Raw genomic sequence first — 22,087 nt, 5'->3', positions numbered from 1 at the left:
AGTTCAGTTGGATTTCTCTTTTTCATTATTTGCTTTTATAAAATCGGTAACCAGATAACCAATTAATTTTCCAATTAAATTATTATTTGGAGAATCGGCTAAATCTGGTGCTCCTTCGCAAATATGCAAATAAGTAGCGTTTTTATGCTGACCAAAAAAGGAAACAAACTGACGTAGTTCTTCTACCGAAAATCCACTAATTGTCATTGCGCTGCTGGCAATGTTTGGAATGGCATCCAAATCAATTTCAATTCCAAAAGAGTCGGTTCTAATAAATTCTAAAGCAAGAGCCATTTCTCGGTTAAAATCTTTTTCTTTACGAATATTGACACTGTCGTAAGTATTATAACGAACACGATCTTCAAGTTTTTTTATAATATCCAAAACGCTTTTTGAAGTATAATTTTCGTGTAATCCAAAGATGAAATATTTCTTTAAAAAACCTTCTTCATAAGCATAAGAAAATCCATTTCCACTATGTCGGCCTTCTAAAATTCTAAAATCAGAATGTGCATCAAAGTTGATGGCATTTATCGGTTTTCCTTTGGCAAGAGCCGAACCTTTAATATTTCCGTAAGCGTTATTATGGCCTCCGCCAATGATAATTGGAGTTTTTCCGGCTTTTATAATAGTGAATATAATATGAGAAACTTCTTTGTCTATTTTTTCAACCAATTGACTTAGTTTCGAACGATCGTCGATATCATTAAAATCTAGATTTTCGACATCACGCATTTCTTGAGAAACGTTAATCTGACCCAAAACAATGATCTGACTTCCTTTTGAGAAACGATTGTGCTGAATATTGGCAATACTTTTTATGGCGCATTCCCACGCCGATGCAGCGCCCGGGCGACCATAGTTTGCACGCACGCCAATATCTTCCGGAATTCCTAGAAGTACATATTTAGCCTCACTTTCAGTCAAGAATTTTATTTTGTCAGCTTCTTTAGGAATGACAATCATCTTTTCGCCGAATTTAATTTCGCCGCTTCGGTGATTTGTGATTTTTGCTAAATCATTAACAGTAAAAGGAATTAATTTCTCCATATAAAAAAAATATTGTCCAAAAATAATATAATTGCGTCAACTTACGTTATTACGATATATTAATTCTTAAATTTGTTAATAAAGAAAATTATTAAATATGGAAAACCCAAAGAACAACAACTCAAGTCTAAAAGCGGTAATCGCTGTTTTAGCAGTCCTACTGATTGGTAGTTTAGTGTATATTTTTAAATTGTCTTCTGATACAGAAGTAGTTAAAACTGAGCTTACCACAACAATGACAGAAAAAGAATCTGTTATGAAGGATTTACAAGAATTAAAAGCAACTTATGATGCTGCAATTGCTGAAAATACTTCAATGTCTGATGAACTAATTCAGGAAAGAGATAAAGTAGTAGCGCTTATGGATGATTTGAATAAATCAAAAGGAGACGTTTCTAAATATAGATCTCAAGTTCAGGCAATGCAGACCAAAATGAAAACTTTAGTTGCTGAAAATGATGAGCTGAAAAAACAAAATGGTGTTTTAACAACTCAAAGAGATAGTACTATTGTAGTTTTAGGAGAGTCTAAAAAATACAATGAAGTATTAGTTGGGCAAAACGAAGAACTGGCTAAAACTGTTGAAAAAGGTTCTAAATTATCTATTTTAAACACAAAAACAGCAGCTTACAAATTGAAAAGCTCTGGAAAACAAATTGAAACAGATAAAGCAAGTCGTGCTGATGTTTTGAAAGTAAGTTTTACAATTGCTGAAAACCAAATCGCTAAATCTGGAGATAAAACATATTATGTTCAGGTAATTGATGCTAAAAATAATGTTTTAGGAGAAAAGAAAACAGAAAGTTTTGGTGATAACTCTTTAACTTACAGCTTTAAAACTACTGTTCAGTATGAGAATAAGAGTGTAAATGTAAGTGAAGATCTTCCTGGAAAAGACTTCGTTAAAGGAACTTATTTTATCAATGTTTTTGATAATGGTGAATTAGTTTCTAAAACAAGTTTTAGTTTAAGATAATTGTCGTTAAGGATAATACCACTTTGATATTAAAGGTCTGTGAGTTTTCACAGACCTTTTTTTATTTTTTATTCTAAAATTTTTCCTTTGAGAAAAACACTTTCTATTAAGTTGCTTCCAAAAGCGTAAGGAATTTGATAATAAGAAGAAATTGGTTTTGTCAGGATTAAATTTGCTTTTTTTCCTTTTGTGATACTTCCGTGAGTTTCTGAAAGTCCCATTGCGTAAGCACCATTAATAGTTGCGGCGTTTATAGCTTCTTCAGGCGTCATTTTCATTTTGATGCAGGCTGTTGCTACTACAAAATTCATATTTCCGGATGGAGTAGAGCCTGGATTGAAATCTGTGGCTAATGCTATTGGCAGACCTGCTTTTATCATTTCTCGAGCTGGTGTATAAGGAATGCTTAAAAAATAAGAACATGAAGGCAATGCAACTGGCATCGTTTCTGTGTTTTTTAAAGCTTCAATGTCTTCTGTATTCATTACTTCAAGATGATCTACAGAAAGCGCATTAAATTTAACGCCAGACTGAATGCCGCCAATGGAATTAAATTGGTTAACATGAATTTTTGGCTTTAAGCCGAAACCAATTCCTGCCTGCATTATTTTTTCAGTTTCTGCAACAGAAAAATAGCCAGTTTCGCAGAAAACATCGATATAATCGGCTAGTTTATTTTGAGCAATTTCAGGAAGCATTTTAGTTATGATTTCGTCAATATAACCTGCTTTGTTTTCTTTATAATGCGTTGGGAAAGCATGAGCGCCTAAAAATGTAGCTTTGATTGAAATAGGATAATTTTCGGCCAATTTTTTAATAACACGAAGCATTTTTAATTCCCCTTCAATTGTTAGGCCGTAACCTGATTTTATTTCAACGGCGCCGGTTCCTAAATGCATTACTTCTTCTAATCGATGTTTTGATTGTTCGTAGATTTCATCTTCGGAAGTTTCATTAAGTTTTTTAGCCGAATTTAAAATTCCGCCACCGCGATTAGCAATTTCTTCATAAGTGAATCCGTTGATGCGATCTACAAATTCCTGTTCACGGTTTCCTGCATATACAATATGTGTATGACTGTCGCACCAAGTTGGAAGAACTACTTTTCCTGTAGCATCGATAATTTTATCGGCACTGATTTCAGGCAAATTTTCCATCGAACCAAAATTTTCAATAAGATCATCTTTGAGAATTAAAAAAGCGTTTTTTATTGAAGGAAGTATCGCCATCTCTGAACCTGAAACTTTAGCTATTGAAGTTTCACGAACCTGAAGTAGCTCTTGTATGTTTTTGATTAATGTGATCATGTTTGTAAGGTTGTTAAAAAACAAATTTCACAAATTTCCACGTATTAAACGTTGAAAACTTGTGAAATTCGTAAAAATATTTTGTTTTGATTTACTCGGAAACTGTTATTTCAAACATTTTGCTCCAGTTTTTACCCGTTACAAAAATGGTTTTAGTTTTAGGATTGTAAGCAATTCCGTTTAAAACATCATCTTTAGTAATGTCACTCATAAACTTACGCAAACCAGACATGTCTAAGATTCCTTCAACTGCTCCAGAAGTTGGGTTTACAACTGCAATTGCATCTTTTAGCCAAACGTTTGTATAGATTTTTCCGTTAATCCATTCCAATTCATTGATAGCTTTTATTTTAGATTCACCAGAATATACATTGATGTAATCAATCATTTTTTGCGTTGCCGGATCCATTTTCCAGATTTTTTCTGTTTTATCAGTTTGGTAAATGTATTTTCCGTCATTTGTCATTCCCCAGCCTTCAATATCTTTATCGTAAGCAAAAGTTTTTTCAAGTTTTAAAGTATTGGCGTTATAAATAAAACCTGTTTTTTCCTGCCAGGTTAATTGATATAATTTGCCATTAATAAAAGTAATTCCTTCTCCAAAATATTTTGAATCAAGATCGATTTGCTTAAAAATCTTTCCTGTTTTATAATCGTACTTTCTTACGTAGGAAGTTCCGTTTTGTCCTGTACTTTCATATAGAGTATCTTTATAAAACTCTAAACCTTCTGTAAAAGATTTTTTATCATGTGGGTAAGAATTGACAACTTTATACTTTAATAATTTAGGCTGAATATCCGAAACTAATTCAATTCGTTTAGTCGCATCCGAAGAATCTGAACCAAAATAAACGGTAGCTTTTAAATATTGGTAACCTAATTTTTGATCTAGTAATTCAATTCTAAAATCTGTAGCACCTTTTGTGCTTCCAACTCTTTGATCGTTTATGAAGTAAGCAACGCTGTCGATTTCTTTCGATTTTGGGTTTAAAATTCCGATTGTAAGCGGTTCTTTTTGCGTAAAATGAGCCGGAAATGCAGAATCGTCGATAGTAAATAAAGAATTTTCACCTTTATTTTTTTCTCCACATCCAATTAATGTGATTCCTAATAAAATGACAGCTAGGAAGTTATATTTTTTCATAGTTTAAAATTTGAATAAGCCAATATACAACGATATTTTTATAGCAACAAAGCTCTTGCAAAAATATAAAAAGATTGTATATTTGCACCGGCAAGTCCTACACGACCAGCTCCTGCAGACTCCCCCAGGATGGGAACATAGCAAGGGTACGTGGTTGAGCGGTGCGATGTAGGTCGCTTGCCATTTTTTTTTTTTTTTTTTTTTTTTTTTTTTTTTTCGTTATTAAGATTCTTTTTTAGAATTCATATAAATCTAATCTTCCTTCGGGGAGATTTTTTTATTTTTGATCTTTTTGAAAGTTAAAAATTATTGGTAGAAAGTTAGAGTATCTAACTGTATCTTTGAATTTTGACTCCCAATAATTTTTTATCAGCATATATAATACTAACATCTAACTTATAAAAATGAATAAAGTCGTTTTAATTACAGGAGGTTCCTCAGGGATTGGAAAATCAATTGGTGAGTTTTTGCATAAAAAAGGTCATATAGTTTATGGAACAAGCCGAAATCCAGAAAAAGTACTTAATTCTATTTTTCCGCTTTTAGCATTAGATGTTAGAAATACAGCTTCAATTCATTCTGCGGTTGCTAAAGTTATTGAGATTTCTGGGCGTTTAGATGTTGTGATTAATAATGCAGGAGTTGGAATTACCGGGCCTTTGGAAGAAATTCCGATGGAGGAAATCAAAAATAATTTTGAAACTAATTTTTTTGGCCCGATTGAGGTGATGAAAGCAGTTTTACCGCAAATGCGTGAGCAAAAATCAGGTTTGATTATCAATATTACTTCAATTGCTGCTTATATGGGATTGCCGTATAGAAGTGTTTATTCGGCTTCAAAAGGCGCTTTGGAGTTGATTACAGAAGGTTTGAGAATGGAAGTAAAGCAATTTGGAATTGAGATTACAAATGTAGCTCCAGGCGATTTTGCGACAAATATTGCTGCAGGACGTTTTCATGCACCGGTTATAAAAGGTTCTGCTTATGAAAAAGTGTATGGTGAAACACTGGCAACAATGAATGAGCATGTTGATGCAGGAAGTAATCCGAATGAAATGGCTGAGGCAATCTATAAAATCATGCAGACTAAGAAGCCAAACGTACATTATAAAGTAGGTGTTTTTATGCAGAAATTTTCAATTGTTTTAAAACGTGCTCTGCCAGATAAAATGTACGAGAAAATGTTAATGAATCATTATAAACTATAAAAATAAGGTTAATAGCAAGATTTCAAACATAATTGTTAAATTGATTTAAATTTTAAAACTGTTATTGGTATTGATTTTGTAATTTTGCACCGAATTTTTCAACACACAATTATAAATAGATAGATTATGAAATTTTTTATTGATACAGCTAATTTAGCTCAAATTAAAGAAGCGCAGGCTTTAGGTGTTTTAGATGGTGTAACCACTAATCCATCATTGATGGCAAAAGAAGGAATTACCGGAAAAAACAACATTTTGAAGCATTATGTTGATATCTGTAATCTTGTTGAAGGTGATGTAAGTGCTGAAGTAAATGCACTTGACTTTGAAGGAATGGTTAAAGAAGGTGAAGAGTTAGCTGAATTGCACGATCAAATCGTTGTAAAATTGCCTATGACTAAAGAAGGTGTTATGGCGGCAAAATATTTTTCTGATAAAGGAATCAAAACAAACGTAACGCTTGTTTTTTCTGCAGGTCAGGCTTTATTGGCTGCAAAAGCTGGTGCAACTTATGTTTCTCCGTTTGTTGGTCGTTTAGATGATATTTCAACTGATGGTTTAAACTTGATTCAGGAAATTAGAGAGATTTATGACAACTACGGTTATGAGACTCAAATTTTGGCTGCTTCTGTGCGTCACACAATGCATATTGTAAACTGTGCAAAAATTGGTGCTGATGTTATGACTGGACCTTTATCTGCAATCACTGGTTTATTGAAACATCCTTTAACTGATATTGGTTTAGCACAGTTTGTTGCTGACTTTGAAAAAGGAAATAAGTAATAATCAGGTTTTTATAAAATATTTAAATCGTCTTTTTCATTGAAAAAGGCGATTTTTTTTTACTTTTATGTAAACGTAAAAAAAAATATTTATGAAAACCATCTTAGTTTTAGTTTCGTTTTTTGTTGCGACAGTATCGATAAATGCGCAAGCCAAAGTTTTAACTAGTGTTAATGATGCAGGCGATGTAGCTACTTATGAGCTGGATTGTACAACCAAGTTTCAGTCTTTGGCAAAAGGTCTTCGTTATAATATTACCCGACATGAATTTAAAGGACCAGAACTTAAAAATTCATATAGGTTGATGTTAGTAATGGATGGGTTTTATTCTAAAACGCCAAATAAGGAAATGACTATTTCGGCCATATTAACAGATGGTACGGTAATCGAAGCCCGAAAAATAATCGAAGATGATGGTTTTTTTGATGGTGCTTGTACATTAAAAATAAAAGACCCAAATGCTCTTTTAGCGGCTAATATTGATAAAGTTGTTGTTCATGCCGATAAAGAAGTTGTTTATAAAGTATCTGAGCAAAGCAGGGCTATTTTTAAAAAGAATTTGAGTAATATTATCAATGCTAAGTAAAAGTCACTAAGAGACTGAGTTGCTAAGATTCTGAGATTTCTTTTTGTGATATAAAAAAAAACTCCCATTTAATCAATGGGAGTTTTTTTTGTTTTTTAGTGTCCACCACCACCGCCTTCAACGTGGTTGATTCCTTGTCTTTTTAAAATTTTAGGGCAATAGAACCCGTAAAATGCTAAATAAGCAAAACCAATAAGTGGTACAACATATGAGAAATGTGTATATGAAATTCCGAAAATTCCACCTGGGTTTGTAGCGTCTAAATCACAGATACTTCCTTGAATCAATGGAATAACTCCTCCTCCAAGGATCATCATAATCAAGAAAGATGAAGCTTTTCCAGTGTTTTTTCCTAAACCTGCAATCGCTAAATCGAAGATAGAAGGCCACATGATAGATAAGAATAAACCTCCTGAGATAAAGAAAAATTTAGCAATTGATGGATCTGGCCAAACTAATCCGGCAACCATCATTGTGATTCCTGAAAGACCGAAAAGCATTAAAGTTTTTCCAGCATTTTTACCTCCTACAAAACTTACCGCAATAAACAATAAAATCCAGATTGGGTAAATATAAAATGAAGAAACATCATGAGCAGCAAAAATATTAGCTCCAATGATTACTCCAAATGCTAAAGCAGGAACGATGAATTTTAAAGCTGTATTTACAAGGTTAGAAGTATTGAAAACGTTTACACCACCATTCCAGCGTCCGATCATTAAACTTCCCCAATATAAGGCGATAAATGGTGCAATGGCATCTTCTAGTACGCTTCCGAACTCACTTGTTTTTAATAATGCAGGAAGATTACTAATGATGGTCACCTCAGTTCCAACATAAATAAAGATTCCTAACATTCCAAGGTATAATTGAGGATAATCAAAAATGCTGAATTTAGCATGTTTGTGTTCGATTACCGCTTCTTCTTCACTAATTTTTGCAGGATCTTCAATTTTAGAGAAATACATGAAAATAGCTACAACAATAAAAGCAAATCCTAAGATTGTAAAAGGAAATTTAACTAAATGTAATTTCGATTTTACAACTTCAAGTGGTAATTTGATTTTTGCAACCTCTTTTTCAATTACTTCATATTGAGCAACAAAAGGTTTTACAGAAACTGAAGGATTATTCAAGTTTTTTGAAATTTCAGCTAATTGAACATCAATTTGACTTACTTTTTCAGTCAACGCAGCCGTAGCGGCTTGTGTTTCTTCTTTTGAATCTATGTTGTCAACTGAAATTTCTTTTATGTTTTCAGATAATTCATTTCTTAATTTAGTGAAATCATTTTGTACGATTTCAATTGATTGAAGGTCTTTTTTCTTACCATCGTCATTTCCCATTCCAAATAAAGCGATTCCAAGTAAAATAGCACCAATTGTTGTTCCAAATGAGTTGATACCTCCAGCTAAAGTCAAACGGTGTGCTCCAGTTGCTGGATCTCCCATTTTAATAGCTAATGGATTGGCAACAATTTGTTGAATTGAAAAACCAAGACCCACGATAAATAATGCTGTTAAAAAGAAAGGGAAACTACCAAACGAAGCAGCTGGAATAAACAAAAATGAACCAACTGCAGAAAGAAGTAATCCTGCTGCTAAAGTTTTTTTGTATCCAAATTGCTGTAAAACATCTCTTTTTAGAGATACAAGGAAAAAGATTACTGCACCAACAAAATAAGCAGCATAAAAAGCCCATGCTACTAACTGTGATTGTACTTGTGATAAAGTAAATACTTTTTTGAATACTGGTATCAGGATGTCATTGGCAGAACCAACAAAACCCCAAAAGAAGAACACGATTATCAATGAGATAAATTGTCCCCACTTGGTTTGTACATTTTCTGAACTCATAATTGTAATAAGGTTAATTTTTTATTATAGTGTTTTTTGAAGACCGTAAATATATTTGTTACGAATAGCAAAAAAAAATAAAAAGGCACAAATAATGTTAAATTTAAACAAACAACATCATTTTTTCAACAATGTGTTAGTTTTAACTTAGTTAGAAAATGGAATATGAAGTGGATTTTATTCTAATATTTTGTTTTTTACATCCTTACTGTAGTTTCTACCAATAGGAATTGTATAAGATTGTATCTGAATACGGTTTCCTTCGATGGATTTTACCTTATTCAGTGCAATAACGTACGATTTATGTATGCGTAAAAATCTATCGATTGGCAATTCCTCAGATAGAGATGTTAAAGATTTGTGTGTAATATAAGTTTTGTCTGGAGTAACTACTTTTATGTATTCCTTCATTCCTTCAACAAATAGGATTTCTTCAATATTAATTTTCATCATCTTTTTATCGACTTTGATAAAAATATGAGAATCGCCTTTTGTTGTTTCAACCTTAATATTGTTTTTAAGATTGTATTCGGTAGTTATTTTGTTGATGCATTTTATAAATCTTGGTAAGGGAATTGGTTTTACCAAATAATCTAAAACATCAAGATCATAGCTTTCGGCAGCAAATTCCCTAAAGGCTGTGGTTATAATTACTTTGGTTTTATTCTCAATCAGGCTGATTAATTCAAATCCGGTCATCATTGGCATATTGATGTCTAGAAATACGGCATCAACAGGAGTGCTGTTTATAAAATCAAGTGCTTCCAAAGAATTATTGAATGTCGCAACTACTTCAAAATCTGTAAAATTAGCAAAGTAATTCTGCAGGACTTTGATAGCCAAAGGTTCATCATCAATCAAAACACATTTAATCTTCATTTTGAATAGGTATTTGCAAACGGATTATATAGTAGTTAAGTTTTATTGCCTGTTTTAAAGTAAAATTATTCTTGTAAATCAACTTTAATCTTTTTTTAGTATTGACTAATCCAATTCCTCCTTTTTGATTAAGATTTTGTGAAATTACAAAATTATTTAGGATTTCAAAATCTAACAATTTATTGTCGATAACTTTACAATTGATTTTGATTTTTAGGTTTCGATTGTTTAAACCTCCATGTTTAAAGGCATTTTCTACCAATGAAATGAAAATTAGGGGCGGTACGACAATGTCCTCAATATTAGACTCTAAATTGATGGTAACTTCCACGTTTTCAAAACGAAGTTTTTCGATTTCAATATAATTTTGAATGTAATCAATTTCTTTAATCAAAGGAACAAATTTTGTTCCTTTTACATCATACAACACATATTCCATCAAGTTGGATAATTTAATGATAACGTCAGGAACCTTATTTGAAGATTCAAGCGACAAGGCATATAAATTATTTAAGGTATTGAAGAAAAAATGTGGCTGTATTTGATTTTCAAGATACTTTAATTTGATTTTGAATTGATTTTCTCTCAATGATCTGTTTCGTTCACGTTCGCGAAGCCAGGTTAAAGTCAAATAAACTGAGGAAGCCATTGCAAGAACATAAAGTTCACCAATACAAACGGCTACAATATGATTGATTTCAAAAGGATGATATTCCCGATTGGCTTCGGGCCAGATATTTTCAGATATAATATAATAGGTAAGAGCGGTTTTACATAAATACATTACAAATAAGCTTATTAAAAGCGAAAATGTATAGAGAATATATCTTTGTTTGAGGACAAATCGCGGCACCAAAACAAACAAATTGAAATATACTAAAGGTATAACTAATGCAAATTCAATCGAATTTGATTTGAAAGCATAAGGATAGTCATTAAAATAAGCTCCCCATCTTAAAAAATTTAAAGTAAAATAAATGCTCCAGAACCAAATATGGTTTTGAAGTTTGATGTCGAATTTTAACTTTTGAATTTCGTTCAACTTAATTTCTTGGGATTTAGCTTTTCTTAAGTAAATGTTTAAATATTGTGCAACTTTAAACAATTAGAACCTAAAACGCAATTCTTTTGAAGAAAAAAATGTAAAAAAAGTGAAATGATGCTTTATTTCAACGATATAACGTTTTCGTAAAACATAATGTTGAATGATTTATGTCGTTTGTTTAAAGTTTTCTGCTGTTTGTATAAATTGTTTTATTTATGTTAAAATTAACAATAAATTTATCGCATAACTAAAAAAAAACCATGAAAAAATGAAACAATTTGTATTAATCTTTGTGATTTTTCTCACCACGCAATTTATGAGCGGACAGGTGAAAACTATCAAAGGTTTGGTAAGCGATGAGAGCGGATTACCGTTGCCTGGAGTAACTGTATTAGTTCAAGGCACAAAAACCGTAACTCAATCGGATTTTGACGGAATCTATACGATTCAGGCATCTACAGGAGATGTCCTTGTATTTTCGTATATCGGAATTAAAACTAAAGCTGTTACAGTTGCAGGTGCTACAACAGTGAATGTAGTATTGAGTCCTGATGCACAAAACTTAAATGAAGTAGTTGTTACGGCATTAGGTATCAAAAGACAAAAGAAAGAATTGGGTTATGCCGTTCAGGATGTTAAAGGAGATCAATTAAATAAAGTAATTACAACTAACGTTGCAACAGCTCTTTCTGGAAAAGTAGCCGGTGTTGATGTATCGATTCCTGCAACAGGTGTGGGTGGAAGCACGAGAGTTATTATTAGAGGTATATCAAGCATAGGTGAGAGTAACCAGCCACTTTATGTTGTAGATGGTGTTCCTATTGATAACTCAGGTTTAAATAATGATCAGGCTGCAACAAGTAAATGGTTTGATGGAAGAGATAGTGGAGACGGTATTTCGAGCATCAACCCAAATGATATTGAGAGCTTAACTGTTCTTAAAGGAGCGGCAGCAGCAGCACTTTATGGTTCTAGAGCGTTAAATGGTGTAATTTTAATTACAACTAAAAAAGGAAGCAAAGGAAAACTACAGGTTGAATTAACAAGTGGTGTAAGTTTCGATAGAGTAAATGCTAAATATAATGACTATCAAACGGAATATGGTACTGGTTCAAACGGAATTTTGCCTGATCCAAATAAAGCTCCTACCGAAATTTATGGATACACTACAAATGCGTGGGGGCCTAAATTCTCTGAAACAGTAGGACAACAGGTAAAAATATTTGATGGCTCAATGAGACCTTATGCTAAAGTAGATAATAATATTCAGGATTTCTTTAAAACGGGAGTTACAATATCAAATGGAGTTGCGCTTTCGGCAGGAAGTGATAATGCTTTTGTTCGTTTTGGATTCAATAGTCTTAAAAACGACGACGTGATTCCAGAATCTGGTCTTGAGAGAAACAATGCTACTTTGAATGGTACTATTAAATCAGATAAATTTACTTTGGATGCCAATGTAAATTATATCGCTGAAAATACAAACAACAGACCAGGTTTAGGAGATTCACCAAATAACGTTGGATATTCATTAAGTGGATTAGCACCAAATATTGATCAGGCTTGGCTTAAAAATTCTGTAAATCCAGCAGACGGTTCAATGTATCAGTGGAATAACAATGTATATTTATTGAATCCGTATTGGGTTGTAAATGAAAATCATAATGCAACTGTAAAAAACCGTTTTATTGGGAATGTTACTGGAACTTATCAAGTTAAAAATTGGTTAGGATTAACATTCAGAACAGGTTTAGATACTTATACTTTTAATTCTAAAGATTTTATGGCTAAAGGAAGTACCTGGCCTGGAAGAGACCTTGGTTACTTAGGATTAGAAACTATTACAGTTTCTGAACAGAATACCGATTTTATTGCTACTTTCAGCAACATAAAATTAGCTACAGATTTAACACTTTCTGGAATTTTAGGAACAGGAAGAAGAGATTTTAGAAGACAGCAAAATTCTAGATTCGGAACAAACATTATTGAGCCGGGTACAGAGTATATCAGCAATTTCTCTAATCAGACAGAAAATGCACCACAGGATACAAAAACAAGAACAAATTCAATTTACGGTTCTGCTAAATTCGATTATAAAGGCTATTTGTATGCTGAGTTTACAGGAAGAAATGACTGGTTTAGTGTAATCAATAAAGATGCTTTTTATCCAGCAGCTTCGTTAGGTTTTGTATTCTCTGACGCATTCGATATTCAAAGCGATGCTTTTTCTTATGGAAAATTCAGAGCATCTTGGGCGCAGGTTTCAAATGCACCTGGAGCTTACAAAAATGCTTTAAATTATACTACATATTCTTCTTATAACGGAGGAAGTGTTGTAAACATTAAAAATACTTCAGCACCAAATCCTAATTTAACTTATCAGTCTAAAACAGGAATTGAGTTCGGACTTGAAACTGCTTTCTTCAAAAACAGATTAAAAGCAGATATTACAGTTTACCGTGAAGATACTTCAGATCAAACAATTGATTTACCATCTTCAGCAACTTCGGGATATGAGTATATTTCAGTAAATGCTGGTAAACTTCGTAATGAAGGTATTGAGATTTTCTTGTCAGGAACACCAATTAAAACTCAAGATTTTGAATGGGGAATTGATTTGAACTTTTCAAAAAACAAAAACTCGATTATCTCTTTGCATCCAGATATTGATACTTATACTATTTCTGAAGCTCGTTGGGCTGGTGCTGCAATTGTTGCACAAGTTGGTGGACAATACGGAACTATTATTGGTAAAGATTTCCAAAAAACACCTGATGGAGAAATGATCGTTGGAGCAAATGGTTTACCTTTATATACAGATACGAAAGTTGCTTTAGGAAAAGGTCTTCCTGATTGGGCAGCAGGTTTAACAAACCGTTTTTCTTATAAAGGATTTACATTCCAGTTTTTAATTGACATGAAATTCGGAATGGATGTTTACTCAATGACAAACTCATTGGCAGCACAAAAAGGACTTCTTGATGTTACAACTGAAGGAAGAGATGCTTACAATGCAGCAAGAGCTCAGGCAGTTGCAAATGATCCAAACTTTAGCCAGGCAACTTGGATTCCTACTGCGGGTTATGTAGCAAATGGTGTTCAAAATACAGGAACTGAGGCTAATCCAGTTTATGTGAAAAATACAACTCCTGTTAACCCTCAAGATTACTGGACTTCAGTTTTCAACAATACACCAGCACCATTTATTTATGATGCTTCTTACGTGAAATTGAGAGAGGTAAGTTTAGGATATCAGATACCGAAAAGTGTTTTCGGCGGAGCAAAAATCAACTCGATCTATGTTTCGGCTTTCGCAAGAAACTTATTCACTTTCAATAAAGATTTGCCAAACATTGATCCAGAGTCTATGTACACTTCAGGAAATGGACAAGGTTTTGAATATGGTTCGTTGCCATTTAGAAGATCATATGGTTTTAATCTTAAAATTACATTCTAAAAAAAGAAATTATGAAATTTAAACAAATAATAGCTTTATTGGCAATATTTACGCTGGTTGGCTGTACAGAAAATTTTGACGAACTGGAAAAAGATCCGGTGGCGTTATCTGCAAATCCTGCAGGACAACTTACGTTTGCACAATTGTGTATGTCTGGTGACGGTTATTACCAATGGAGAGCCAACTTGATTTACTCAGGAGGATTTGTACAGCACTATGCAGGTGCATGGAACGTAACTGAGTTTGGAAGTAAATTCAAGAAAAATGATGATTATGCGACAGCATTATGGAGAAATGGTTATGCGAATGAATTAAAAGGTGTTGTAGATATTATTGAGAAAACTTCTGGTGATCCAACTTTAGTAAATATGAATGCAGTAGCAAAAATTATGAGAGTAATGATTGTGCAGCGTATTACAGATCTTTATGGTGATTGTCCTTATTCAGAAGCTGGTTTGGGTTTCTCTAAAGGAATTGTAACACCTAAATATGATAAACAAGAGGATATTTATAATGCCTTTTTTAAACAATTAGAAGAAGCGTTTGTACAGTTGAATGATGGAGGAGGTGCTATAAAAGGAGATCAGTTTTATAATGGTGATGTTTCAAAATGGAAAAAATTGGCAAACACTATGCGTTTGCGTCTAGCAATGAGAATTTCTGAAGTTAGTCCGGCAGAAGCAGAAAAACAAGCTAAAGCAGCATTTCAAAATGGAATTTTTCAAAGTAATGCAGACAACTGTTTTATGAAATGTTTGGATTATCCATTTAATGATACGCCGGGTGCACTTGATTTTAGAGGAAACGGTTTGTCATATGCTTTCATTGGAAACGAAAATGGGGATCACTTCAGTTCTTTAATGATTGATTTTTTAAGAAACAATGGCGATCCTAGATTAACAATGTTGGCTACTCCAAAAACTGGAAGTTCAAATTGGGGGCCTCCAGCACCGGGAGAAGAATTGTATGTTGGAAATACTCCTGGAGTTTTTCAATGGGAAATGCCAGGTGGATCAAATGCTATCTCAGGTATTCAGCCTTATTTAAAATTAAAAACAACTCCATTTTTGCACGTAAGTTATTCAGAATCACAGCTGTTATTAGCTGAAGCTGCATTTAGAGGATGGGTTACAGGTTCTGCAGCTGATTATTATAAAAAAGGTGTTGAAGCAGGTATCAGACATCTTGCAATGTATGGTGCAGCGTTGCCAACTCAAGGTGCGATAGATACTTATTTGAATAACAAACCGTTGGTTGCAGGAAAAGAGAAAGAACAAATTGCAACACAACTTTGGGTTACTTATTTATTAAATAGTATTGAAGCCTATTCAAACTGGAGAAGAACAGGGTTTCCTAAATTATTGCCAATTACAAATCCAGATTCTGAAACTGGCGGTGTTGTACCAACACGTTTGTATTATCCAAATGATGAAGCACAGAAAAATGGACCAAATTTCCAGGAAGCTTTATCAAGAATGGGTGGTAAAAATGAATGGACAAATAAAGTTTGGTGGGATAAAAACTAAAAATAAAATCCTAAAAATATAGAGTTATGCCTAATAAGGTATTATTTCAATCTAATTAAAATTAAAAACAATTTGTTTAAAATTAAAAATTATGATCAATAATAAAGCCTTATTAGGCATTCTTTTCTTTATAACTTCGCTTGCATCGGTTTACAGCTGCACTTCAAATAAAGATTCAAATATTGATGATCGCCAGCCTAAAACGGCCAGAGTTGTAGGTTATCTGGCATCGGATAATTTTAATAAAATGACTTCGATTCAGTTTTGCAAATTAACCCATCTGAATATTGCTTTTGCAAATCCCGATAAAAATGGAAATATCATTTTTACAGGAGATATTGATGCACTTGTTAAATATGCCAAATCGGTCAATCCTAATATTATAATAAGTATTTCTCTTGCAGGAGGCGTAATTTCAGATGAACAGGCCTTAAATTGGTCTTCGTTAATTGACAAACCAGAAAACAGACCTGTTTTAATTCAGAATATAATCAATTTTGTAGAACTTCATCATTTAGACGGTGTTGATATTGATCTCGAATGGAACGCAGTAACAATTGGCTATAGCGGATTTGTAATCGAATTAAAAAAGAGTCTTTTTGAACATAAAAAAATTATGACGGCAGCATTGCCTAATAATACTCGTTTTGAAAATATCAGTGCCGAAGCTTTGAATGCATTTGATTTTTTAAATATTATGGCTTATGACAGCACAGGGCCGTGGACTCCAAATAATCCAGGTCAGCACAGCTCTTTTGAATTTGCAAAAAATGGAATCGATTTTTGGCACAAACTTCAAAATGTTCCAAGTGAAAAACTGACACTCGGAGTACCTTTTTATGGATATAATTTTACTTATCCAAATGTTACAAGTTCAACTTACGGACAAATTGTTGAGGCAGGAAAACAATTTGCAGAACTTGATGAATTAGGGAAGATATATTATAACGGAAGATCGACCATTTCAAAAAAGGTAGAATATGCAGCTCAAAACACGGGAGGAATTATGATTTGGGAACTTGCACAAGATTCTTTTGATGAGTATTCATTATTGGAAGTTATTCATCAAAAATATAAATCATTAAAAATCAAGACCACTAATCTCTGTGGAAATTAAAAAAAATACGAACGACATTATTTTTAATATAATCTGTTAAATAGAAAGTTGACATAATTCTTAATATTTTGTTAAAACTAGACCTGCTGAAAGACTTTTGAAGCAATTGTTGAATTTAATGTCTTGTATTTTAAATAGTTGTAATATTTTGTTTTATTTACTAAATCTGCAAATTTTTTGCATATAATGCGAAAAATTATTGAAAACGTGTTAGTATTTTCATTTGAAAACGTTTTCGCAAAACGCATTATTGAATGTTTTATGTCGTTTGTTTAAAGTTTAAGGCTGTTTGTATAATTTATTTTTTTTAACAATGCCTTAAGAATAATTTTACGTCATAACTAACAAAATAAATAAACATGAAAAAAATTTTCTTAATCTTTATGATTGTTTTTACGGCGCAAGTTTCGCTTGCACAGGTGAAAAATGTCAAAGGTGTGATTACAGGTTCTGATGGAATGCCGTTGCCAGGGGCATCCGTTTTGGTACAAGGAAGTCAAAAAGGAGCTACTACCGATTTTGACGGATTGTATACAATCGAAGCACAAAAAGGACAGACATTAGTTTTTAGCTATGTAGGCCTTGAAACACAAAGTATTGTGGTTGGTGATGCTACAACTGTTAACGTAAAAATGGTTAATGCATCTTCAAATGCTTTAAGTGAAGTTGTTGTTACTTCATTAGGTTTAAAAAGATCAAAAAAGACGCTTACTTATGCAGCGCAAGAGGTAAAAGGTGATGAGGTGACAAGAGTTAAAGATGCCAACTTAATGAACAGCTTATCTGGAAAAGTTGCAGGTTTAATTGTTGGAAAAAGTTCTGCTGGAGCTGGTGGAGCAGTAAAAGTAACTATTCGTGGTAACTCATCTGCAACAAACAATCAGCCTTTATATGTTATTGATGGAATTCCGATGTTGAACTCTAATTCTGCTCAGGCAAATCAGGTTTTTGGAGATACAGCAGGAGGAAACAGAGATGGTGGTGATGCAATTTCGATGATGAACCCTGATGACATTGAATCTATGACAGTTCTTAAAGGAGCTTCTGCAGCTGCTTTATATGGTTCTCAAGGTGCAAATGGTGTAATCTTAGTAACTACTAAAAAAGGAAAAGAAGGAAAAGTAACAGCAAATTATAATGCGAGTTTATTTGTAGACAATGTTGTCTCATTACCTGAATTTCAAACTAATTATGGAGCAGCTCCATCATCTGACAAAACTTGGGGTGCAGCTAAAAATTCTCCTGACCACGTTAAGGATTTCTACAATACAGGTGTTACTATGATTAACTCAGTATCTGTAAATGGTGGATCTGATAAAATGTCGACTAGTCTTACTTATGCAAATACTAAAGTTGACGGAGTAATCCCAACTAATGAGTTTAAGAAAAACAATATTGCACTTCGTCAAAGTGTTAAATTATTTGATGATAAAGTAACTATTGACGGTTCGATATCTTATGCTGAGCAAAAAATTATAAATAAACCAACAAACGGATTATATTTCAACCCATTAACTGGAGCTTATTTATTCCCAAGAGGAAATGATTTTAATGATTATTACAACAATTTTGAAGTATTTGATCCGGCTAGAAACTTAATGACCCAAAGATGGCCATCTGCAACATCGGATATTATTCAAAATCCAGGGTGGATCTTAAACAGAAATCAATCAATCGATAAAAACCAATCTTTAATTACATCTGCAGCTATTACATATAAAGCTAATGAATGGTTAAGTATTAAAGCAAGAGGAGGTTATAATAAATTTGATAATATCTTTGATAAAAGAATGTATGCTGGTACAAATGAAACATTGGCGCCATCTACAGGTAGATACATTTACTCAGATAGTGAAAGTAATCAGTTATACGGGGATTTAATTGCTACTATCAATACAAAATTCAGTGATGATTTCTCATTCAGTGCGAATGTTGGTACAAGTATTACAAAATCAACAATTAATGATGCTTACATCAGTGATTCAGGTCAAAAAAATGGATTAATTAATGCGAACTGGTTTAATACAGGAAACTTCGTATCTGCTGAAAGAAATGCACATACTATTGGAGGTAAAAAAGAAGTGCAGTCACTTTTTGCAAGTGCTACTATTGGTTACAAAGATATGCTTTACCTTGATTTGACAGGAAGAAATGACTGGTCATCAACTTTAGTTAATACAAATAATTTAAGCTTCTTTTATCCATCTGTAGGTTTATCAGCTATATTGAGCCAAATGGTAACATTACCGGAGTCAATTAGTTATGCAAAAGTTAGAGCTTCATATGCTCAAGTAGGTAATGATATATCTCCTTTCTTAACTTCACCAGTAAATACTATAGTTGGTGGTCAAGTTACAGCACCAATAGTTGGTCCACAACCTGGAACTTCTTTGAAACCAGAAATGCAAAATTCATATGAATTTGGTACAGAATGGAGATTCTTAAATAACAGAATTGGATTTGATTTTACATACTACAGAAATGAAACAAAAAATCAATTAATTACTTCTCCGGCTCCAATTCCAAATACTACCGGATATACTAATTACGCATTCAATGCTGGTAGTATCGAAAATAAAGGTTTTGAGATTACAGTAACAGGTAAAGCAATTCAAACAGATAAATTCTCTTGGGATCTTGGACTGAATTATGCTTCAAATAAAAATACGGTTCTTAGCTTAGGTACAGGTGCAAATGGCGAAGTTAATACAGTTATCTTGACTAATGGAGATCCAAATAGTTATAGATATGTAATGAAAGTAGGACAACCATTCGGGACAATTCAGGGGAAAGATATTTTGAGAAACGCACAAGGTCAAATGCTGCTTGCTGGTGTTGGAGATCAGGCTTTAGTTCAAAAAACGGACTGGGTAGACATGGGAAGCTCAAACCCTGATTTTATGTTAGGTTTTTCAAACTCATTCAAATACAAAAAAATATTCTTAAATATTCTTATTGACGGTAGATTTGGAGGTAATGTAATGAGTATGACTGAGGCAATGCTTGATTCTTATGGTGTTTCTAAGGCTTCAGGTGCTGCAAGAGATGCTGGTGGAGTTAAAGTAAACGGTATAGATGACAACGGAAATCCAGTGACAACAATGTCTGCACAAAATTACTATAGTTCAGTTGGAGATAGAGCTGGTGCTACTGGAGAGTATATGTACAAAGCAACAAATGTTAAGTTAGGTGAGCTTTCTCTAGGATATACATTTGACTTTAGCAAAAGCACAATTTTTAATGCAGTGAATGTTTCTCTTGTTGGTAAAAACTTATTTTTCTTCTATAAAGATGCTCCGTTTGATCCAAACGTAACATTAAGTTCAGGAGAAGGATTGCAAGGTGTTGATATTTTTGGAATGCCTTCAACAAGAAGTATAGGTGTTAATTTAAATTTAACTTTCTAACATAATATAATAAAAGGACAAAACCTTTTTTGGTTAACGCGAAACATTTTGTTTGTATGAATGTAGAATAATGAAAAAATAACAGACAATAAACCTTTATAAAGGTAGCTTACAAATCAAAAACAAATGATTTTAATTAACGATAAAAATTCACAGATGAAAAATAAATTATTAATATTTGGTTCAGTTTTAGCCCTTTCATTAGCTAGCTGTACGGGTGATTTTGAGGATATAAATACCAACGAAACTGGTTTTAGTAATACTCAATTAGAGCAAGATTTTAACCAGGTAAAAGCTCCTCTTAAGACTATGCAAAGAGGAATGTATATCTTGGTTGCTGATGATTGGCAGGGAGATATTCAATTTAACTTAAATGCAGATATCTTTTCAGGATATATGGGAACTCCTCATGATTTTGCAGGTAACAGCAATAACTCTACTTATGCTCTTGTTGATGGTTGGAATGGTGCTGAATGGGTTCAGAAGTATCAAAAAGAAATGGTTAATGCTTATAATCTTGAGAAACTAACAAAAGAGAAATATCCTCAATTTTATGCATGGTCTTTAATTTTAAAAGTTTATGCAATGCATAAAACAACAGATTATTACGGGCCAATCGTATATTCAGGTTTTGGAAATGCTGACGGAACAACTCCTTATGATTCTCAAAAAGCAGTTTATGATAAATTTTTCACAGAGTTAAAAACTGCAATTGATATTTTAACTCCTATAGCTACAGCAAATAAGGCTGCTACTTTCTTTCCCGATAGTGCTGATAAAACTGATGGAACTACAGCTCACGGAAGCGTAGCAACTTGGGTAAAGTTTGCTAACTCTTTAAGATTACGTTTAGCATTACGTATCTCTAATATTGATCCTGCAAAAGCGAAAACAGAAGGTGAAGCGGCGTTAGCTGGTTTAGGTGTAATTACATCTAATGCTGAAAACATGGCTTACATAGCTGAGCATCCTGTTAAAACCTATACAGGTCCTTGGGCAGATATTAACGCAGGTGGAGCAATTACTTCTATCATGAATGGGTATAATGATCCAAGAAGAGCGACATTCTTTTATACTGGTACAGGAGGTATTTATCAAGGTATTAGAATGGGAACTTTAGTTGATGCTGATTATAGAACAGCAAAGGCAGATTTATTCTCTAAAGTTGGACCTATTGTAGAAAATAACTTAATTCCTTGGTTCAATGCATCTGAATCTTATTTCTTAAAAGCTGAAGCAGCATTAAAAGGCTGGAATGTTGGTGGATCTGCTCAGTCATTTTATGAAGCAGGAATTGCAACTTCTTTTGCTCAATTAGGTGCAGGAAGTGCAGCTACTTACATTGCTGATGATGTTTCAATGCCAGCTAATTTTACAGATCCGTTAAATGCAGCTAATAACATTGCAGCGCAAAATTTGGTAACTGTAAAATGGTCTGATGCAGCGACTAATGAAGTGAAACTTCAAAAAATTATTACTCAAAAATGGATTGCTGGTTTCCCTGATGGTCAAGAAGCTTGGGCAGAAACAAGAAGAACTGGATATCCAAAATTATTCTTGCCAGCAAATAACTTGTCAGGAGGGAAAATCCCTAACGGAACATTTGTTAGAAGATTGAATTTCTATGTAAATGAGAAAACTTCTAATCCAGCTGGTTATGCTCAAGGTGTTCAGCTTTTAGGCGGACCTGATACTGGAGCAACAAGACTTTGGTGGGATACTGGAGTTAACAAATTCTAAGAAAAC

15 protein-coding genes and 1 other RNA gene are annotated in these 22,087 nt (G+C 33.1%); 10 read left to right on the top strand and 6 right to left on the bottom strand.

Features of this window, described 5'->3' with window-relative positions; translation table 11 throughout:
- Nucleotides 1-3: 3 nt before the first annotated feature.
- Entirely contained in the window at nt 4-1,050 is a 1,047-nt protein-coding gene (locus tag GQ47_RS07485) for a formimidoylglutamase (protein WP_035646953.1), read from the bottom strand.
- A 97-nt stretch (nt 1,051-1,147) separates the two neighbouring features.
- Between GQ47_RS07485 and GQ47_RS07480 the strand changes: the two genes are divergently transcribed.
- On the top strand, nt 1,148-2,026 hold the full coding sequence (locus tag GQ47_RS07480; protein ID WP_035646952.1) for a hypothetical protein: 879 nt from the start codon (nt 1,148-1,150) through the stop codon (nt 2,024-2,026).
- A gap of 68 nt (nt 2,027-2,094) precedes the next feature.
- Here the strand turns inward: GQ47_RS07480 and hutI are convergent, their stop codons facing one another.
- Nucleotides 2,095-3,333, bottom strand: a complete 1,239-nt coding sequence (gene hutI, locus GQ47_RS07475; protein WP_035646951.1) for an imidazolonepropionase — start codon at nt 3,331-3,333, stop codon at nt 2,095-2,097.
- Between the two features lie 91 nt (nt 3,334-3,424).
- Entirely contained in the window at nt 3,425-4,477 is a 1,053-nt protein-coding gene (locus tag GQ47_RS07470) for a glutaminyl-peptide cyclotransferase (protein ID WP_035646950.1), read from the bottom strand.
- Nucleotides 4,478-4,565: 88 nt separating this feature from the next.
- Here GQ47_RS07470 and ffs point away from each other — a divergent pair.
- The 4 genes from ffs (at nt 4,566) to GQ47_RS07455 (ending at nt 7,054) form a co-directional block, all read left to right on the top strand.
- Nucleotides 4,566-4,663, top strand: an RNA gene (gene ffs / locus GQ47_RS23155) — signal recognition particle sRNA small type.
- Nucleotides 4,664-4,881: 218 nt separating this feature from the next.
- Nucleotides 4,882-5,685, top strand: coding sequence for an SDR family oxidoreductase (locus tag GQ47_RS07465; protein WP_035646948.1), 804 nt, complete (start codon nt 4,882-4,884; stop codon nt 5,683-5,685).
- Between the two features lie 126 nt (nt 5,686-5,811).
- Complete coding sequence (gene fsa / locus GQ47_RS07460) at nt 5,812-6,468, top strand: fructose-6-phosphate aldolase (RefSeq protein WP_035646944.1); 657 nt, start codon at nt 5,812-5,814, stop codon at nt 6,466-6,468.
- 91 nt (nt 6,469-6,559) lie between these two features.
- The gene (locus GQ47_RS07455) at nt 6,560-7,054 is read left to right on the top strand and encodes a hypothetical protein (RefSeq protein WP_035646943.1); all 495 of its coding nucleotides are present in this window, start codon (nt 6,560-6,562) and stop codon (nt 7,052-7,054) included.
- Nucleotides 7,055-7,149: 95 nt separating this feature from the next.
- On the opposite strand, the gene GQ47_RS23735 is transcribed toward GQ47_RS07455, so the two are convergent.
- The 3 genes from GQ47_RS23735 to GQ47_RS07440 all read right to left on the bottom strand — a co-directional run bounded on the left by GQ47_RS23735 (nt 7,150) and on the right by GQ47_RS07440 (nt 10,573).
- A complete protein-coding gene (locus tag GQ47_RS23735) occupies nt 7,150-8,910 on the bottom strand; it encodes an MFS transporter (protein WP_035646942.1) in 1,761 nt (586 codons plus the stop codon).
- Between the two features lie 177 nt (nt 8,911-9,087).
- Nucleotides 9,088-9,789, bottom strand: coding sequence for a LytR/AlgR family response regulator transcription factor (locus GQ47_RS07445; RefSeq protein WP_035646940.1), 702 nt, complete (start codon nt 9,787-9,789; stop codon nt 9,088-9,090).
- Complete coding sequence (locus GQ47_RS07440) at nt 9,779-10,573, bottom strand: sensor histidine kinase (protein ID WP_238567955.1); 795 nt, start codon at nt 10,571-10,573, stop codon at nt 9,779-9,781. The genes GQ47_RS07445 and GQ47_RS07440 overlap by 11 nt, the downstream gene beginning before the upstream one ends.
- 529 nt (nt 10,574-11,102) lie before the next feature.
- Between GQ47_RS07440 and GQ47_RS07435 the strand changes: the two genes are divergently transcribed.
- The 5 genes from GQ47_RS07435 (at nt 11,103) to GQ47_RS07415 (ending at nt 22,081) form a co-directional block, all read left to right on the top strand.
- Entirely contained in the window at nt 11,103-14,291 is a 3,189-nt protein-coding gene (locus GQ47_RS07435; RefSeq protein ID WP_081909329.1) for a SusC/RagA family TonB-linked outer membrane protein, read from the top strand.
- An 11-nt stretch (nt 14,292-14,302) separates the two neighbouring features.
- Nucleotides 14,303-15,817, top strand: coding sequence for a SusD/RagB family nutrient-binding outer membrane lipoprotein (locus tag GQ47_RS22825; RefSeq protein ID WP_051951419.1), 1,515 nt, complete (start codon nt 14,303-14,305; stop codon nt 15,815-15,817).
- Between the two features lie 91 nt (nt 15,818-15,908).
- A complete protein-coding gene (locus tag GQ47_RS07425) occupies nt 15,909-16,934 on the top strand; it encodes a glycosyl hydrolase family 18 protein (protein ID WP_035646938.1) in 1,026 nt (341 codons plus the stop codon).
- 359 nt (nt 16,935-17,293) lie between these two features.
- Complete coding sequence (locus GQ47_RS07420; protein ID WP_035646936.1) at nt 17,294-20,341, top strand: SusC/RagA family TonB-linked outer membrane protein; 3,048 nt, start codon at nt 17,294-17,296, stop codon at nt 20,339-20,341.
- 156 nt (nt 20,342-20,497) lie between these two features.
- The gene (locus tag GQ47_RS07415) at nt 20,498-22,081 is read left to right on the top strand and encodes a RagB/SusD family nutrient uptake outer membrane protein (protein ID WP_035648053.1); all 1,584 of its coding nucleotides are present in this window, start codon (nt 20,498-20,500) and stop codon (nt 22,079-22,081) included.
- Nucleotides 22,082-22,087: the final 6 nt, after the last annotated feature.

The sequence above is a fragment of the Flavobacterium sp. ASV13 genome, from assembly GCF_000745775.1.
GTDB lineage: Bacteria > Bacteroidota > Bacteroidia > Flavobacteriales > Flavobacteriaceae > Flavobacterium.
Note: the sequence above shows the minus strand (reverse complement) of the source record. Positions and strands in the feature narration are given on the sequence as shown.

Coding starts and splice junctions, on each gene's coding strand:
- GQ47_RS07480 (WP_035646952.1), top strand. CDS start 1,148: ATGGAAAACCCAAAGAACAACAACTCAAGTCTAAAAGCGGTAATCGCT.
- fsa (WP_035646944.1), top strand. CDS start 5,812: ATGAAATTTTTTATTGATACAGCTAATTTAGCTCAAATTAAAGAAGCG.
- GQ47_RS07435 (WP_081909329.1), top strand. CDS start 11,103: ATGAAACAATTTGTATTAATCTTTGTGATTTTTCTCACCACGCAATTT.
- GQ47_RS07465 (WP_035646948.1), top strand. CDS start 4,882: ATGAATAAAGTCGTTTTAATTACAGGAGGTTCCTCAGGGATTGGAAAA.
- GQ47_RS07425 (WP_035646938.1), top strand. CDS start 15,909: ATGATCAATAATAAAGCCTTATTAGGCATTCTTTTCTTTATAACTTCG.
- GQ47_RS07420 (WP_035646936.1), top strand. CDS start 17,294: ATGAAAAAAATTTTCTTAATCTTTATGATTGTTTTTACGGCGCAAGTT.
- GQ47_RS07485 (WP_035646953.1), bottom strand. CDS start 1,050: ATGGAGAAATTAATTCCTTTTACTGTTAATGATTTAGCAAAAATCACA.
- GQ47_RS07415 (WP_035648053.1), top strand. CDS start 20,498: ATGAAAAATAAATTATTAATATTTGGTTCAGTTTTAGCCCTTTCATTA.
- hutI (WP_035646951.1), bottom strand. CDS start 3,333: ATGATCACATTAATCAAAAACATACAAGAGCTACTTCAGGTTCGTGAA.
- GQ47_RS07470 (WP_035646950.1), bottom strand. CDS start 4,477: ATGAAAAAATATAACTTCCTAGCTGTCATTTTATTAGGAATCACATTA.
- GQ47_RS07440 (WP_238567955.1), bottom strand. CDS start 10,573: ATGTATTTATGTAAAACCGCTCTTACCTATTATATTATATCTGAAAAT.
- GQ47_RS07455 (WP_035646943.1), top strand. CDS start 6,560: ATGAAAACCATCTTAGTTTTAGTTTCGTTTTTTGTTGCGACAGTATCG.
- GQ47_RS22825 (WP_051951419.1), top strand. CDS start 14,303: ATGAAATTTAAACAAATAATAGCTTTATTGGCAATATTTACGCTGGTT.
- GQ47_RS23735 (WP_035646942.1), bottom strand. CDS start 8,910: ATGAGTTCAGAAAATGTACAAACCAAGTGGGGACAATTTATCTCATTG.
- GQ47_RS07445 (WP_035646940.1), bottom strand. CDS start 9,789: ATGAAGATTAAATGTGTTTTGATTGATGATGAACCTTTGGCTATCAAA.